Genomic DNA, 14,497 nt, shown 5'->3' with positions numbered 1-14,497 from the left:
GGCTGCTGTGGATCTACTGGAACTGTTTACCCGCACGCTAGACGTGACGCTACCCGTGTTTGCCATGGTGTTCATCGGCATTGGCTTGAAACGCCTTGGCTGGATCGACAGTGCCTTTATCAGCACGGCCTCGACGCTGGTGTTCAAGGCGACGCTGCCGACGCTTATTTTTCTGAGTCTAGTCAAGGCCGACCTCAGTGTCGCGTTGGACATTCCGCTGCTGCTGTTCTTCGCCGTGGCCACCCTGGCGCAGTTCGCCCTGAGCTGGGGCTGGGCGCATCTACGTGTGCCCCAGGCTGACAGAGGGATATACGTGCAGGGGGCCTTTCGCGGCAACTGCGGCGTGGTGGGGCTGGCCTTGGCGGCGGGCATGTACGGCAACTACGGGCTTTCGGCGGGAAGCCTGCTGCTGGGCGTGGTGATCGTGATGTACAACGCGCTTTCCGTGGTGGCCCTGGCGGCGTACCAGCCCGGCCAATCCACCGATTGGCGCAGCCTGCTGGGGCATATCGTCAAGAATCCGCTGATTCTTTCCGTGTTCGCGGCGTTGCCGTTCACGGCGTTCTCGGTAGGGCTGCCGAGCTGGGTGATGACCTCGGGCAACTACTTTGCCTCGCTGACGCTGCCCCTGGCGCTGATCTGCATTGGCGCCACGCTTTCGGTGTCCAGCTTGCGTGAAGGTAGCCAAGTGGCCATGAGTGCCAGCCTGATGAAGATGGTCGCCTTGCCCGCCTTGTCGACGGTCGCGGCGTGGCTGTTGGGCTTTTCCGGCGCGCAACTGGGCCTGCTGTTCCTGTTCTTCGCCAGCCCCACCGCCGCCGCCAGCTTCGTGATGGTGAAGGCCATCAACGGCAACGTGGCCCTGGCCGCCAATATCATCGCCATCACCACCCTGATGGCCAGCATCACCGTGACCCTGGGCATTTTCGCCCTGCGCCTGGCGGGGTGGATTTAAAGCGCGACGGTTGGCCGAGGCAAGCCAACGCGCTATACTACGCGCCCCCTAAGTCCCTGTAGCTCAGTAGGATAGAGCAGCCGCCTCCTAAGCGGCAGGTCGCAGGTTCGACTCCTGCCAGGGACGCCATCTAAATTAGATAACCATATCTTTTCCTGCTTTGAAGTATTCCCGTTTTTGTCTTTTCTGGGTTTGCAACCACTCGATTCTGGGGGTGGGTCTAAAACGCCTCCCGCCAATACTGAATTGATGAATCAGAAACCACCCCCCGGTGGGTGCCAATCTCGATGACGGCTTGCTGAAAAGTGCGTGCGAGGTCTGGCTGATGACACAACGCCAGTGACCGAATGATACGCGTGATGCGTAAATGGTTATGGCCACCGGCTTTCAGCCAGACTTGCGTCGGTATCGCTAACGTTGGTTGAGCAACGATGCCGTTTCCATCCCGGGCGAGGCCAAAAAAATCAAGCATCACCGTTAGCGATTGCTGCTGGTGCTGGCGCATAACATCGCTATCTTGAAAGGCAGCTTGCACGGCGGGTGTTAAAAGGGGCGCAAAGCCGTTAAACCTGCCCGCCTCAGGGATAGGGAACAGCCACTGAATATAGTCGTGGGTGTGTTCTAGCCAAAAGGACGACAGCGCCCAAATATCCTCTAGACGCCGACCTTTATGGTCCAGCCCTTCGCCACTGTAAAAATCGATCAAGCGTGTATCGTTATCCATTAGGCAGTTCCCATGGTGAGTTCTGTCGTCGCGTATAACGCCGTCTCGCGCGCATGGCGATCTGTTAAACGCTGGGTAGCCATGTGGGAGCCGTAAGCAAAATAGAGCATGGTAACCCTCCTTTGTGTAGAAACGATAAGTCGTGGCTTTTTCCGCATGCGGAAAACATGTATGTCAGAACCTGGGAATAAAAGCTGTTCATGACGGTGCAGAGTGTTCGGTGGCGTAGTGTGCCAGCATCTGTTCTGCGTTGGTTTTGATCGTTTCTTGCCATACATCAGGTGCAAGGACCTTGATATTTGGCCCCATGCCCATCAGCCACCACAGAGTTTGTTGGTCATCCGGTACATGGGCGGTTAGCCGATACCAACTGTCAGTGCCCGGCAATGCTTCTATCGACTGTTTGTCTGACAGCGGCGTTTCCTGTAATAGCCACGCTACTGATCTGGTGATGTCAGCTTCCAGAACCACATCGCTTGGCCCCTGACGGTATCCAAATGCACCGCCCTGGATGTACTCATCGATGTCAAAATCGTGCTGCGCCTGCCAGGGCTGATGACTTAATGTTGCCAGCTTCACTCGGTGAAGGGCGAACTGGCGCAGGTCTCTGAACCCGTCCACATGAGCTAACAGATAGGTGGCGCTGTGGCGGCTCACAATGCCTTGAGGATGAAGCGTCAACGCTTTTTCAGAGTGACTGGTGCGTGATAGATAAATCACGTCAACGGCTTTCTGCTCAAGGAGCGCCTGCGAAATGGTCTGCCAGGTTGCCTCGTCAATCTCAGCGGGGATTAGCGCTTTGCCATTGGGAATGGCACGTACCTTGCGTGCCCACTGACTAAGCCCATTAGTGCTCATATCGTCCAGCAGTTTTCGCGCATCGGTAAAGTGGTGCGAGAGTTGGCCGACCACCACCGGAGGAAGCAACCCTTTCAAGTACTCTTCCGCCAGAACCAGCGTCAGCGCGCCAGGCACATCCAGCGCAGGTAGCTGGCACTGAAAGTCACGATCAAAATACCAGCGGTAAGGTTTCTGGCTATCGTCACAGCCAATCGGAAACTGCGTGGATAGCTTCTGGCTTAAATCCCGCTGCAGCGAACGTGTATCGATATTGAACCCGCGCTCTGCAAGCTTCTCTTTCAACACGGGGGTCGCGATACGCCCTGGTGCTCGAGGAATCAACTGCAACATGGTTAAGTAGCGAAAAAGCGTATCGCGGGGCTCAGACATAGTGACGCAAACCTTGGCTGAATGCATGAAAGCGTTGAGTTTAGCGCGCCTCACAAAACGTAGCGACTTGTTCTGGCAAAGCACCTGGCTCTTTAGCGATCAGGTGGGCACGTTGTCTCCAAAGCATAAGGGTGCTGTGCGAGACTTGGGTGTCAGGTAAGGCATGCCACAAGGCGGCGGGATGTATATCCATGGAGGCTTCAACTGAAAGATTAGGGTGCCCCTCCAGCCAGCGGTAAACACTCAATGCGTTACGCCCCACACACACGGGAAAGAGCACGGCATCCGCAGGTAAAGGAATCTGAAGTGCTAACAGCAGTGAATTCACTTCATGGTCGCAAGCAAGGTGCCAACGTTGATAGTCGGCTACGAGCGGTGCAATCAGATGGCCGGCCACGCAATGCCAAATGAGATGCGCCTGCAGGAACTGGCGAGAGGTATCAGATAACGTAGCGCTGTATTGGGGGCAAAAAAAACCCGCTTCGGCGGGTTTTTTTGATGCCAATTAAGTTGTTCACGATTCCTAGCCAAACTTAGCGAATTGCGTTGCGTTCACTTCTGGCTCAATCCAGCAGCGATTCCCCCGTGCGTGTTAACAGCGCTTTCAAGCTAGGCGACTCGAACCGGCGCTGAATGGTAATGGCGTAGAATTCTTCCCATACGCTGGGCAGCGCGCCGTAATCTTTTAGCGTGCCGTTGTGCAGCTCGTCACGTACTACCACGGGGGGCATAACGGCAATGTGCTGCGTGTCCCGCGCCAATAGGCGCATCATTGCCATGTCGTCGACTTCGGCGGCAATCTTGGGCGTTAGCCGGTAGTGGCTGCACAGCTGGTCGAAGGCGTGGCGAGTGGCGTTTTCAACCCCAGGCAGAATAAACGCGTGGCCGTTTAAGCCTTTGGGAAAAGCGGGGGGCGGCGAGAGGAGGGGCGCTGCAATTAAACTTACCGGCTGGCGCGCTAACCGCTGGGAGCGCCAGGGGTGTTCACTATCGCCACGCACCGGCTGGTTCGAGAGTACCACGTCTAGCTTGTGGGCCGAAAGCCGCCTTAGCAGGTCATCCAGACCACCGCTTTGCAGTATCAAATCTAGGTCGTCTCGGCCCAGCAGCGGCCGTACAAATCCTTCCTGAAAGTTGCGCGATAGCGTGGCCACTGCCCCGACGCGCACCACTTCGCGATGGGCGTGGCCGCCTTCAGCAAACAGCGCGCTCAGCTCTTCTCCTTGGGTGAAGATGGTTTCCGCGTAATCAAATGCCAGCCTGCCCGCTTCGGAAAGGTGCAGCTGCCGCCCTTCGCGAATAAACAGCGCTTGGCCCAGGCGCTCCTCTAACTGACGAATTTGCTGAGAAAGCGACGACTGTGATACGTGCAGCGCTTCGGCCGTACGGGTCAGGTGGCCTGATTTCGCCACTTGCCAAAAATAGTAAAGATGATGGTAGTTGAGCTTCATGGCAGAGGGACCTCAGGCTGCGTGTTGGCTATTCGTTCTGTTTTAAAGAACGATTTATCAAAAATAAACTATTTTTTATATGGTGACGAGCTGGGCATAGTCGATGGCATATGACTAAGGGGGAAAGGCTATGCCACATTTCATCAACATAACGGTGCTATCACTGCTAGCGCTGTGGTTACTGGTCCCGGTTTCGCTGTTAGTGATGGCGGGCGTCAGCGCACGGGCCAGCACGCCCGCATCGCTGAAGCGCGCTTGGCAAATAGGCCGCTGGTTAACGGCAAGCGCGCTGGTCGCGAGCCTAGCGGTGGGCGGGCTACTGGTGCTGGATGCGCTGGGTGTACCTACCGGCCTGCCCGAAGCCGCTCAGCCGCTGGGCTTGTATCCGGATGGTTTGGCCGTGTGGATGGCGCTACTCATCAGCCTGTTAGGCACGGTGCTGCTGCGTTTTGCAGAGAACTACCTAAAGGGCGACCGTGGCGAGCGTCGGTTTTTGCCCTGGTGTTTGGTGGTGCTGGCAAGCGTGATGCTGCTGGTCTTTACCCATCACTTGGTCGTGATGCTGATTGCCTGGGTGGGAGTGAGTGTGGCGCTGCACCACTTATTAACGCTCTACCCTGAGCGTGTGGAAGCCCAACGGGCGGCATGGCAAAAATTTGTGGTTAGCCGTATAGGCGATGCGGCGCTGATTGTAGCGGTAGTGCTTTTATATGCCCGTTTCGGTTCCTTTCAGCTACCTGAGCTGTTTGCGGCCGCTGCGGCGTCCTCTGGCGGCTGGCAGGTGGAGGCCGCCTCGGTGGCGCTGGCCATCGCGGCACTGTGCAAATGCGCCCAGGTGCCGATGCATGGCTGGTTGATCAAAGTGATGGAAGCGCCCACGCCGGTCTCCGCGCTGCTGCATGCGGGGGTGATTAACCTGGGGGGCTTTGTGTGGCTGCGTTTGTTCCCGGTGTTTGATGGCCTAACGCTGGGCCACTACCTGCTCATTGCGGTGGGTGGTTTTACCGCACTGGTCGCGGTGATGACGATGCTGACCCAAACCTCCGTCAAGCATGCTCTGGCGTGGTCTACCTGCGCGCAAATGGGCTTTATGCTGTTCGAAATTGGCGTAGGGGCGTACACCTTGGCGCTGGCTCACCTGTTGGCGCACTCGCTTTACAAAGCTCACTCCTTCTTGGCGTCTGGCCGTACCGTGAGGGCCTCGCGCTGTGAGCGCCTGCCGCTTGCGCCGCTGCGTCAGCGTCTTTCTCTTGCGTTGCCTGCGGCCGCTGTCGCGGCGATGGTACTGATGCTGTGGCCCTCGCTGGTTAGCTATAATCCGCTGCTGGGTGCACTGCTTAGCTTGGCGGTGGGCAGCACGCTGTTGGGCATGCCGGTGGGCACCGCCAAACCCAAGCGTTTAGCGCTGGTAGGAATGGCGCTTGCCCTGGTGCCGTTGTATGCCTTGCTACACAGCGTGCTGGCACCTGCACTGCCCAGCGCCTACACGCCCTTAACACTCACGGCAGGACTTTTAGGGGCACTGATGCTGGCAAGCCTAGTGTTGGCCGCTGGAGCCGTCACGCTGTTCCCTCAGGCTGCCTGGGTAGCCCGCTGGCGCGTTCACTTTAGCCAGGGGCTTTACCTGGCACTGCCGTTTCAGCGTGCGGTGGATGCGGTAGCCCCCATTCGTGCCTGGTCGCGTCCTTCATCGCTTGCCCCTGGTTTAAAAGGAGAGTGGTCATGAGTCAGCCTATTGCCGTAGACACATCCTCACACCATTCGTCAGTGCCGTCGCCAGAGCAGTATCGCGATGCGTTAAAGCGCGCGACCGACGCCATTGCCCCGGTGTGGCCGCTGGACCAGTGGATTGCGGTCAACCCCTGGTGGGGCCTGAAGCATCAGCCCATTGAGCAGGTGAGCCAAGCGCTCAGCCGCCGGGCCGGGCAGCCGATGACCATGCCTGCCGAGTTTTATCGTAACGCTTGGGAATCGGGTCGGATTACCCCGCAAGACCTACAGCAGGCGCTGCGCCATGGCGGCTACGCTTATAGCGAGCAGAGCCTAGTGAGCTACTTGGCAACACCGCCAAAGCCGGTAACGCCGCTACGCAGCGCCTGGGATTCCCTGGCAGGGCATGATGGGTTTGACCCGCTGGCGGAGAGCTGTGCGAGCTACTTCGATCACCATCAACAGCGCTGGGCAAGCCCTGCTGTGCCTTCGCTTTATCACTTCTGGAAAACGGCGGCACAGCACGATCTGCGCTGGCCTAAAGCGCAGCGCCAGGCGCTACAAACTCTGCCAGATGACCCCGCCGCAGCGGTTGCGCAAATAGCCGAGGATTGGGGGCTCACCCCAGAAGCGTTTGAGGCGCTAGCCCACACGCTGCTGCTACGGGTTAACGGATGGGCTTCCTGGTGCCAAGGCATTGGTTGGCATACTGCCCACCAGCAGGCAGAGGCGGGCATCACCCAGCTGGCTGCCATGGTACTGGCATGGGAGTGGATAGGCGTTGAGCAGCTCACCAGCATCCAACAGAGCGAGTGGTTTGCCCAGTGGCAAACCGCCGGTGCCGCCATTACTTCTCCGCATGAGGCGCTGTGGTGCTGGCAGCACGCCTATGAGTTGGGTTATCAGCGGACGCTAGCCATGACGTTAGCCACGCCGAGTGCCGAGTCTTCCTCCGCTCCCAAGGTACAGGCTGCGTTCTGTATCGACGTGCGCTCTGAGCGGTTCCGTCGCCATTTAGAGCAGGCCACCCCTACCGTTGCCACATTAGGCGTCGCGGGGTTCTTCGCTATGCCGGTGGCCGATGCGGCTACAGGGCCTGAGCGTGCCCAGCCCCGCGTGCCGGGGTTGTTAAAACCGATTTATCGGGTGGGCTCGTTGCAGCCGCAGCAGCGGGGCGTTCAGCGCTATCAAAAAGAGAGCCAGCGCCAAAGCGTGCGCCACGCGAAGTACGCGCCGCTTTCAACCTTTACCCTGGTGGAAACAACCGGCATTGCCTGGGGCTGGAAGCTGATTAAAGACAGCCTGCGTAAACAGGCAACCGTGCCCCAGTGCGAAGCGCCCGCCGGGCTTTTTCACACCTACGACGGCGAGCCAATTGCCCGCCATGAAAAAATAGCGCTGGCGAAAAACCTGCTAACGCTACTGGGAACCCCCACGGCGTCGCTGCTGGTGCTGGTGGGCCACGACTCCCAAAGCGAAAACAACCCGCATCACGCCGGACTGACCTGCGGGGCCTGCGGCGGGCAGGGCGGCGGCATGAATGCGCGAGTGGCCGCTGCGCTGCTGAACGACCCGGAAGTACAGCAGGCCGTACAACACGCAGGTATCACGTTGCCTAGCCCTTTTCACGTATTGGCCGCCACCCACTGCACGCTCACCGACCGCGTGCACGTCTATCGGGATGAGCAGATGCCCGAAGCGCTAGAAGACGCGCTGGCAGCATTTGAAAGCGGTGTACACGTGGCGGGTGAGGCTACTCGTCTAGAGCGGGCACCTGACCTGGGGGTGGATGACGCCGACCCTATTGAGCGCCTGAAAACCTTCGCGACGCGCGGTGCCGACTGGTCGCAACCACGGCCTGAGTGGGGGTTGGTAAATAACGCCGCGCTTATTTTAGCGCCACGGGCGCGTACCCAAGGGAAAGCGCTGGACGGGCGCGCGTTCTTACACGAATACCGCCCAGAGCAAGATCCGGAAGGCAAGGTGTTAGAAGGGCTGATGATGGCACCAATGCTGGTGGCCAGTTGGATCAACCTGCAGTACTACGCGTCTACCGTGGTGCCTGGGCTGTACGGCGCGGGCAATAAGCTGCTGCATTCAGTGGTGGGTGGCCATGTGGGCGTTATTGAAGGTAATTCGCCCCAACTGCGCATTGGCTTGCCGGAGCAGTCGCTGCGCGATGGTGAGAAGCTTCATCATGAGCCGCTGCGCTTAACCGTGGTGATCGACGCGCCCAGAGAGCGCATCGAAGCGATTATTGAACGCCAGCCGGTGGTGGCGGATTTAATCAACCACCGCTGGCTGTGGCTCACTCGTTTGGGAGAAGGTGGCCTAGAGCGCTGTTCGCCAGAAGGCTGGCAGCCGGTTGCCTTTTGAGGGGCGAGCTACTCAGCGCTGAGATCCTCATAGCCGGTCACCTCTAAATAGCCTACCCCGAGCGCTGCCTGTGTGGCGGTGTCGCGCACCGTCTTGAAACGTTAGAAGGCATGAAGACGTTTTGGGATTTTGATGGTCGCGTCACGGCCCCCTTGCATGGTTCGCAAGCGCCGATGAGTATTATAAGCGCAGTAGCAGCGCCTATTTTGTCTCGGCCATTCAGGTGCCTACGCTGATCGTGCACGCGGAAGATGATCCGTTTATCTACCCGCATAGCGTTCCCAAGGCAGCAGCCTTACCTTACTGTGTTGCCTTGGAACTCTATTGAGGTTTTCAAATGTCTGGGTTTTACGAACGTTTGAAGGAAGTCGCATCGCCACGTATTGGGCTTGGCTGTATGAACCTTTCTCACGGCTACGGGCAGTATGTGCCGGAAGAGGAAGGTATCAGAGCGCTGAACGACGCCTTTGAAATGGGCTACCGCCATTTCGATACCGCTACGCTGTACGGCGGCACGGCTAACGAACGCCTGTTAGGAAAAGCGCTAGCGTCTAAACGTCGTGAGCTGCTGCTAGCCAGTAAGTGCGGCATGGTCATGGACCCAGAGAGTGGCAAGCGGGTGATTGATGGGCGGCCTGAAACGCTGCGCCGCCAGTGTGAAGAGAGCTTGGCTCGCCTAGGTACCGATCATTTGGATCTCTACTATCTTCACCGCATGGATCGTCAAGTCCCCATTGAAGAGAGCGTGGGCGCGCTTGGACGATTGGTAGAGGAGGGTAAATTGCGTGCAGTGGGTTTATCAGAAATCTCTGCCGACACATTGCGTAAGGCGCACGCTGAGTACCCGGTGGCAGCCGTTCAGTCAGAGTACTCGCTGTGGACGCGTAATCCTGAGATAGCCCTTAGCCAAGCGTGTAAAGAGCTGGGTACCGCGCTGGTGGCCTTTAGCCCGCTAGGTCGCGGGTTCCTATCTGGCGCTATTCACGCCCATACCACCTATGTGGAAGGCGATATGCGCGCCGGGATGCCGCGCTTTAATGGCGATAATCTGACCCATAACCTGACGCTGCTGGCGCATTTTAATGCGATGTCGAACGATTTAGAGATGACGCCTGCCCAGCTGGCGCTTGCTTGGGTAAAGGCGCAGGGCGACCATGTCATTCCCATTCCTGGGTCGCGCTCCGTTAGCCATATGCAGGAAAACCTCTACGCCGAGCAGGTGGTATTAAGCGATGAGGATTTGGTACAACTCAATAAAATGATGCTGCCTGGAGAAATCGCCGGTGCTCGTTATAACGAAGCGCAGCAGGCAGATATTGATACAGAAGAGTTTGTATAAATAGGCAGCGAGTTTATTTGGCTGTCGTCGCAACCAATCGGAAATTGGCTGGAGAGCTTTTGGCCCAGGTCGCGTTGCAGTGAACGGATATCGACCAAAAAGCCATGTTCGGCCAGCTTTTCCTTGAGGGCCGGGGTCGATATCCAGCCAGGGTAGCGCGGTATCAGCTGAAGCATGGTGATATGACGAAAGAGCGTATCGCGTGCATCGGACATGACGGCCAACCCTGGCAAAAAGAAAGCGTTCGTTAGCGAACCGTTAGTTTATCGCGCCCCACAAAACTTAGCGACACTTTCGGGCAGCGTGCCTGTTTCTCGGGCGGCCATGTGCGCGCGCCGACGCCACAGGGCAAGAACACGTTGATCAGGCGCCGTGCCCGGCAGGTGGCTCCAAAGGGCGGCGGGATGCACGTCGATGGTGGACTCCAGCGATGTGTCGGGGTGTCCTTCCAGCCATTGGTATACGTCCAGGGCGCTGCGTCCTATGCAGACGGGGAAGAGGAGCGCGTTACAGGGCAGGGGGAAGTCCAGTGCCAGCAGCAGGGCGTTGACTTCATGGTCGCAGGCCAGGTGCCAGCGATGACGATGTGCTACCAGTGGGGCACTCAGGTGGCCGGCCATGCAGTGCCAGATGAGGTGTGCGTGTAAAAAACGTCGCGACTCGTTCGTCAAAGAAGCGCTATAGTCGGGAGAAAAATAGAGATGACGGCCATCGGTGCTGGCGGTATCGAACCGCTGGCTGATCAGTGGGCTAAGCGTCAGGCATTCGCTGAGCAGTGCCATCATTGGATGTGAGTCTGCCCATTCGAGACGGTCTTGCTCCCACTTTCGTTGCTCTTGTCGGGCCAGTTGCTGCTGTACTGCCGTTGGCGTCATAGGGTCCATTGCGCTGCCTCCTTTGTGTCGATGAAGGCAGCGTACTGGCAAGGTGCGACACTGCAGGTCGCACAGCTGACATTGCGTTGAGGAAAATGACATGAGATTACGTTATTGGCCTCTGTGGATAGCGGTAGGGATGACCGCACTGCTGGCGGGATGTGCCACGGCAGGGGGTGAGCAGGCGCCGAGCATGCAAGCGGCGGCGGCTGAACATTGTGAGGCACGGGGAGGCGAGCGTATCACCCGTGAAAGCCGTTTGGGTACGGGGCGTTATTGCCGCTTGCCAGATGGCCGGGTAGAGAATGAATGGCATCTTTACCGTACGGAACGGCTGGATAACTTCTAATCCTATTGGGTGGCTGATAGTGCACGTGGTCATGGCGATGCTTCTTTCTCGATGGCGTACCCTGGCGGGGTGGCCTGCTCTGTGTGCCCTGCTGGCACTTTCTGGGCTGGCTCACGGCTACCAGGGCCCTTCTCCATTGGGGGAGTGGGAGTACCGTTGGGGGGACTCGCCATTGGACAGCGAAGGGGAGCCACTCTGGTTATCGGAGCCGAGCCGCGATTGGCAGGCCATTGCCTTTCCGTCGAACCCGCCCGAGCGCGAGGGGCGGCAATATGTCTGGTTCAGGACCGTACTGCCTGAGGGAAACTGGCGTGATCCGGTGATCCACATCACCAGCATCAATCTGGTCGGGCAGGTGTTTTTAGGGGATGAGCTGATTTATGAGCACGGCGATATGCAGCAGCCGCGCTTCATTGGTTGGCCGTGGCATTTGATTCCGCTGCCCGACGATTTTGCGGGCCAGACCCTGTCAATACGCATCTATTCGGACTACACCAGCATTGGTTTATGGGGCGATGTTCGGGTCATGGACCGTCTGGGCGCCCTCAAGGCGATGTTGAAGGCGTCAGCAAAAGACCTGGCGGTCAGTGCGTTCAGCCTGTTGTTGGCAACGCTTGCGGGTATTTTTGCGCTGATGGGCCCTGACCGGCGAGGCTTTGGCGCCACGGCGCTGTTCGCCTGTGCTTCCGGATTGATGCTGTTGGCCGAAACGCCTGCCAGGCAGCTGATCGCCGATGCCCCCTTGGCTTGGGACACGCTGCGCGCCGCCAGTTATTTTACCTTGCCCATTGCCATGGGGCTGCTGTTGAGCCACTGGTTGGTGGGGTCGGCCAAGCGCTGGATGGCGCGTTTCTGGCAGCTTCATCTGGGGTATCTGGTGGTGACAATGGGGCTGGTGCAGTTCGGCTTCTTGAACCTGGCCTTGACCTTTCCCGTGTTTGACGTGCTGCTGTTGCTGACGTTGCCCTGCATGCTGCTGATCACCCTGGTGGCATGGCGCCGCTTGGCGTTGGAGCAACGTTTGCTGGTGTTCAGCTTTGTGATGTTCGCGCCTTTGCTGGTGCTCGATATGCTGGTGGCCCACCGGCTGGTGGCGCTGCGGCAAGTGCCTTTGAGCTTTGGGGCGCTGGGCTTTTCGATGGCCATCGTGGGGGTCTCGCTGTGGCATTACCGTTTCACGCAGCGGCAGCTGGCGCTGGCGAACCTGACGCTGGAGGCGCAGGTGAAGTCGCGCACGGCGGAGCTGGATCAACTGGTGGACCAGTTGAAGGGATTGTCGCTCCAGGACGCCTTGACCGGGCTGCCCAACCGGCGCCACTTCGATACGCTGCTGGATGAAGAGATGGAGCGCGCCGCCCAGAGTGGGCAGCCGCTTTGCCTGTTGATGATCGACATCGATCACTTCAAGAACGTCAACGACAGCTTTGGCCATGATGTGGGCGATGCGGTGTTGATCGAAGTCGCCAACCTGCTGACACGCTGCTTTCGCGGGAGCGATGTGGTGTGCCGCCTGGGTGGGGAGGAGTTCGTGGCGCTGCTGCCGGTGACCGACCTGGATGAAGCCGAACGACGGGCCAACGAGCTGTTGCAGACGCTGCGTACCCATGCCCTGTTCCATCACCAGCAACCGTTGGGCTACATCACGCTTTCGTGCGGTATTGCGGCGTATCCCGAGCATACCGACAGCCGACATTCGCTGATCAAGATGGCAGACCAGGCGCTTTATCAGGCGAAGCACCGTGGACGAGATCGCTGTGTGATCTGGCAGCAGACTGAAGCGGATCAATCGTTTATTGATGCTTTTTAAATGTTATGTGTCGGGTCCTGTGTGATTATTCGTGTAGCCGTGTAAGTACCTCCGGCAGCTCGCTGGCATGATGAATGCCGATCGCGCCTGCGGGGGTGGCCTCTTCTTCCGGGAAGTGGTTCAGGTGGATGACGTGCATGCCTGCCGCCAGGCCAGCCTGCACGCCTACGGCGGCATCGTCGATGACCACGCACTGTTGTGGGGCGTAGCTCATGGCGGCAGCGGCCTTCAAGTACAGCTGCGGATCGGGTTTCCAGACGTTCAGGGTATAGGCGCTGAACAGGTTGCCCGCAAAATGGTGTGTCAGCTGCGTGCACTCCAGGGCGCAGCGGATTTTGCGCTCGGGGCCGTTGGATACCACCGCCTTGGGGTGGTGGGCCAGTTGGGCCAACGCATCTGGCATGCCTTCTATGGCCAGTAGCTCGGCCTGCATGCGTGCTTCCATGCGCGCGCGCATGGCGGCTTCGAGCTGTATCAATCGGGTTTCTTCCAGCGCTTGAAAGCGCTCCTCCAGGGTATGCACGATGGTGTGAAAACGTACTCCGCGAAACTCCGCCATGTATTGCCGGGCCGTAAAGGGCAGCCCGTACTCTGGAAGAACGTCGCCCATCACGTCAGCGAGCAGCGTCTCGCTGTCGACCAGCGTGCCGTCACAATCGAACAACAAGCAGTAGGCGGCATGTTCCGCCGATTGGCCAGTCGTGCTCATTTCCATACTTCCTCGTTGACCAGGCTGATTGGGCGCTGACCTTGCAGGGCCATGCGGATATTGTCCACCGCGCGTTGTGCCATGGCGTCTCGGGTTTCATGGGTGGCTGAGCCTATATGCGGCAGTGCGACCACGTTGGTCATCTGCAGCAAGGCCGAGTCATGGGCCAAAGGCTCTTGCGCAAACACGTCCAGCCCGGCGGCCTTGATCACGCCCTGTTGCAGCGCTTCGATCAGGGCGGGTTCGTCGACCACCTTGCCGCGGGCAATGTTGACCAGAATGGCCGAGGGCTTCATGCGGGCAAGTTCGGCAGCACCGATGAGGTGTTCCGTGTCGGCGGTCAGAGGGACCGTCAGACACACGAAATCGGACTCGGCCAGCAGTGCGTTCAGCTCACGCCGCTGGGCGCCCAGCGCCTGTTCGAGGTCTGGCTTGGGGGACGCATTGGAGTAGAGGATGCGCATTCCAAAGCCCAGGGCGCCGCGCTTGGCCACTGCCTGGCCGATGCGACCAAACCCCACCATGCCTAAGGTTTTGCCGTACACGTCGCTGCCGAACAGCGCTGGGCCAAGGCTCTGTTGCCACTGATTCGCCTTGACCCAATTGGCCAGTTCCACCACTCGGCGTGCGGTGGCCATGATGAGCGCAAAGCCGGTATCTGCCGTCGTTTCTGTAAGCACATCCGGGGTGTTGCATACCAGGATGCCGCGCCGGGTCAGTTCATCGACGGGCAGATGGTCATAGCCGACGGAAATGGTGGCGATGACCTTGAGGGCAGGGGAGGCTTCCAGCAGCTCATCGGTGATGAGCAGTCTGGAGCCGATGATCCCTTGTGCCTCTCGCAGCGCTTCGCGCACGTTGGGCTGAGTCAGCTCCAGTGGGCTTTCCAGCTCGATGAGCTGGAAGTGCTCGTCCAGTTCGGCCAGTTGGGCAGGGCTGAGACGCCCTGAAACGATGATACGCGGTTTCATG

At 58.8% G+C, this 14,497-nt stretch carries 14 protein-coding genes and 1 tRNA gene; 7 read left to right on the top strand and 8 right to left on the bottom strand.

What is annotated here, in order from left to right:
• The first annotated feature begins 7 nt into the window (after positions 1-7).
• Positions 8-955, top strand: a complete 948-nt coding sequence (locus RVM27_RS02810; protein ID WP_039177736.1) for an AEC family transporter — start codon at positions 8-10, stop codon at positions 953-955.
• 52 nt (positions 956-1,007) lie between these two features.
• Positions 1,008-1,084, top strand: a tRNA-Arg gene (locus RVM27_RS02805).
• Positions 1,085-1,175: 91 nt separating this feature from the next.
• On the opposite strand, the gene RVM27_RS02800 is transcribed toward RVM27_RS02805, so the two are convergent.
• The 4 genes from RVM27_RS02800 to RVM27_RS02785 form a co-directional block, all read right to left on the bottom strand.
• Positions 1,176-1,679, bottom strand: a complete 504-nt coding sequence (locus tag RVM27_RS02800) for an opioid growth factor receptor-related protein (protein WP_287808305.1) — start codon at positions 1,677-1,679, stop codon at positions 1,176-1,178.
• Positions 1,680-1,877: 198 nt separating this feature from the next.
• Positions 1,878-2,909, bottom strand: coding sequence for a helix-turn-helix transcriptional regulator (locus RVM27_RS02795; RefSeq protein ID WP_016915973.1), 1,032 nt, complete (start codon positions 2,907-2,909; stop codon positions 1,878-1,880).
• A gap of 40 nt (positions 2,910-2,949) precedes the next feature.
• Positions 2,950-3,414: a DUF2201 family putative metallopeptidase gene (locus tag RVM27_RS02790; protein ID WP_498940880.1), complete on the bottom strand. Its 465-nt coding sequence runs from the start codon at positions 3,412-3,414 to the stop codon at positions 2,950-2,952.
• 58 nt (positions 3,415-3,472) lie between these two features.
• The gene (locus RVM27_RS02785) at positions 3,473-4,360 is read right to left on the bottom strand and encodes a LysR family transcriptional regulator (RefSeq protein ID WP_287808813.1); all 888 of its coding nucleotides are present in this window, start codon (positions 4,358-4,360) and stop codon (positions 3,473-3,475) included.
• Positions 4,361-4,490: 130 nt separating this feature from the next.
• Between RVM27_RS02785 and RVM27_RS02780 the strand changes: the two genes are divergently transcribed.
• From RVM27_RS02780 to RVM27_RS02770, 3 genes are all read left to right on the top strand, one after another.
• Positions 4,491-6,086, top strand: a complete 1,596-nt coding sequence (locus tag RVM27_RS02780; protein WP_287808812.1) for an NADH-quinone oxidoreductase subunit L — start codon at positions 4,491-4,493, stop codon at positions 6,084-6,086.
• Positions 6,083-8,446 carry a putative inorganic carbon transporter subunit DabA gene (locus tag RVM27_RS02775; protein ID WP_498957289.1) on the top strand — a complete coding sequence of 788 codons (2,364 nt, stop codon included), beginning with the start codon at positions 6,083-6,085 and terminating at the stop codon, positions 8,444-8,446. Before RVM27_RS02780 ends, RVM27_RS02775 begins: the two co-directional genes overlap by 4 nt.
• A gap of 337 nt (positions 8,447-8,783) precedes the next feature.
• A complete protein-coding gene (locus RVM27_RS02770; protein ID WP_498940885.1) occupies positions 8,784-9,785 on the top strand; it encodes an aldo-keto reductase family protein in 1,002 nt (333 codons plus the stop codon).
• On the opposite strand, the gene RVM27_RS02765 is transcribed toward RVM27_RS02770, so the two are convergent.
• Complete coding sequence (locus RVM27_RS02765) at positions 9,737-10,000, bottom strand: hypothetical protein (RefSeq protein WP_498940887.1); 264 nt, start codon at positions 9,998-10,000, stop codon at positions 9,737-9,739. The two genes, RVM27_RS02770 and RVM27_RS02765, sit on opposite strands and share 49 nt — an antisense overlap.
• A 48-nt stretch (positions 10,001-10,048) precedes the next feature.
• The gene (locus RVM27_RS02760; protein WP_498940889.1) at positions 10,049-10,669 is read right to left on the bottom strand and encodes a DUF2201 family putative metallopeptidase; all 621 of its coding nucleotides are present in this window, start codon (positions 10,667-10,669) and stop codon (positions 10,049-10,051) included.
• Positions 10,670-10,760: 91 nt separating this feature from the next.
• On the opposite strand from RVM27_RS02760, the gene RVM27_RS02755 reads away from it, so the two are divergent.
• Together RVM27_RS02755 and RVM27_RS02750 are read left to right on the top strand one after the other, a co-directional pair.
• The gene (locus RVM27_RS02755) at positions 10,761-11,009 is read left to right on the top strand and encodes a putative hemolysin (RefSeq protein WP_287808809.1); all 249 of its coding nucleotides are present in this window, start codon (positions 10,761-10,763) and stop codon (positions 11,007-11,009) included.
• A gap of 37 nt (positions 11,010-11,046) precedes the next feature.
• The gene (locus RVM27_RS02750) at positions 11,047-12,816 is read left to right on the top strand and encodes a GGDEF domain-containing protein (RefSeq protein ID WP_498940891.1); all 1,770 of its coding nucleotides are present in this window, start codon (positions 11,047-11,049) and stop codon (positions 12,814-12,816) included.
• A 25-nt stretch (positions 12,817-12,841) separates the two neighbouring features.
• On the opposite strand, the gene RVM27_RS02745 is transcribed toward RVM27_RS02750, so the two are convergent.
• Both RVM27_RS02745 and RVM27_RS02740 read right to left on the bottom strand, forming a co-directional pair.
• The gene (locus RVM27_RS02745; RefSeq protein ID WP_287807408.1) at positions 12,842-13,525 is read right to left on the bottom strand and encodes an HAD family hydrolase; all 684 of its coding nucleotides are present in this window, start codon (positions 13,523-13,525) and stop codon (positions 12,842-12,844) included.
• Positions 13,522-14,496, bottom strand: coding sequence for a 2-hydroxyacid dehydrogenase (locus RVM27_RS02740; RefSeq protein ID WP_287807406.1), 975 nt, complete (start codon positions 14,494-14,496; stop codon positions 13,522-13,524). The genes RVM27_RS02745 and RVM27_RS02740 overlap by 4 nt, the downstream gene beginning before the upstream one ends.
• Between the last annotated feature and the right edge of the window lies 1 nt (position 14,497).

The sequence above is a fragment of the Halomonas sp. KM007 genome, assembly GCF_050709225.1.
In the GTDB taxonomy this organism is placed as follows: Bacteria; Pseudomonadota; Gammaproteobacteria; order Pseudomonadales; family Halomonadaceae; genus Vreelandella; species Vreelandella hamiltonii.
Note: the sequence above shows the minus strand (reverse complement) of the source record. Positions and strands in the feature narration are given on the sequence as shown.

Coding starts and splice junctions, on each gene's coding strand:
- RVM27_RS02770 (WP_498940885.1), top strand. CDS start 8,784: ATGTCTGGGTTTTACGAACGTTTGAAGGAAGTCGCATCGCCACGTATT.
- RVM27_RS02795 (WP_016915973.1), bottom strand. CDS start 2,909: ATGTCTGAGCCCCGCGATACGCTTTTTCGCTACTTAACCATGTTGCAG.
- RVM27_RS02760 (WP_498940889.1), bottom strand. CDS start 10,669: ATGGACCCTATGACGCCAACGGCAGTACAGCAGCAACTGGCCCGACAA.
- RVM27_RS02785 (WP_287808813.1), bottom strand. CDS start 4,360: ATGAAGCTCAACTACCATCATCTTTACTATTTTTGGCAAGTGGCGAAA.
- RVM27_RS02750 (WP_498940891.1), top strand. CDS start 11,047: ATGCTTCTTTCTCGATGGCGTACCCTGGCGGGGTGGCCTGCTCTGTGT.
- RVM27_RS02800 (WP_287808305.1), bottom strand. CDS start 1,679: ATGGATAACGATACACGCTTGATCGATTTTTACAGTGGCGAAGGGCTG.
- RVM27_RS02755 (WP_287808809.1), top strand. CDS start 10,761: ATGAGATTACGTTATTGGCCTCTGTGGATAGCGGTAGGGATGACCGCA.
- RVM27_RS02775 (WP_498957289.1), top strand. CDS start 6,083: ATGAGTCAGCCTATTGCCGTAGACACATCCTCACACCATTCGTCAGTG.
- RVM27_RS02765 (WP_498940887.1), bottom strand. CDS start 10,000: ATGTCCGATGCACGCGATACGCTCTTTCGTCATATCACCATGCTTCAG.
- RVM27_RS02740 (WP_287807406.1), bottom strand. CDS start 14,496: ATGAAACCGCGTATCATCGTTTCAGGGCGTCTCAGCCCTGCCCAACTG.
- RVM27_RS02780 (WP_287808812.1), top strand. CDS start 4,491: ATGCCACATTTCATCAACATAACGGTGCTATCACTGCTAGCGCTGTGG.
- RVM27_RS02745 (WP_287807408.1), bottom strand. CDS start 13,525: ATGAGCACGACTGGCCAATCGGCGGAACATGCCGCCTACTGCTTGTTG.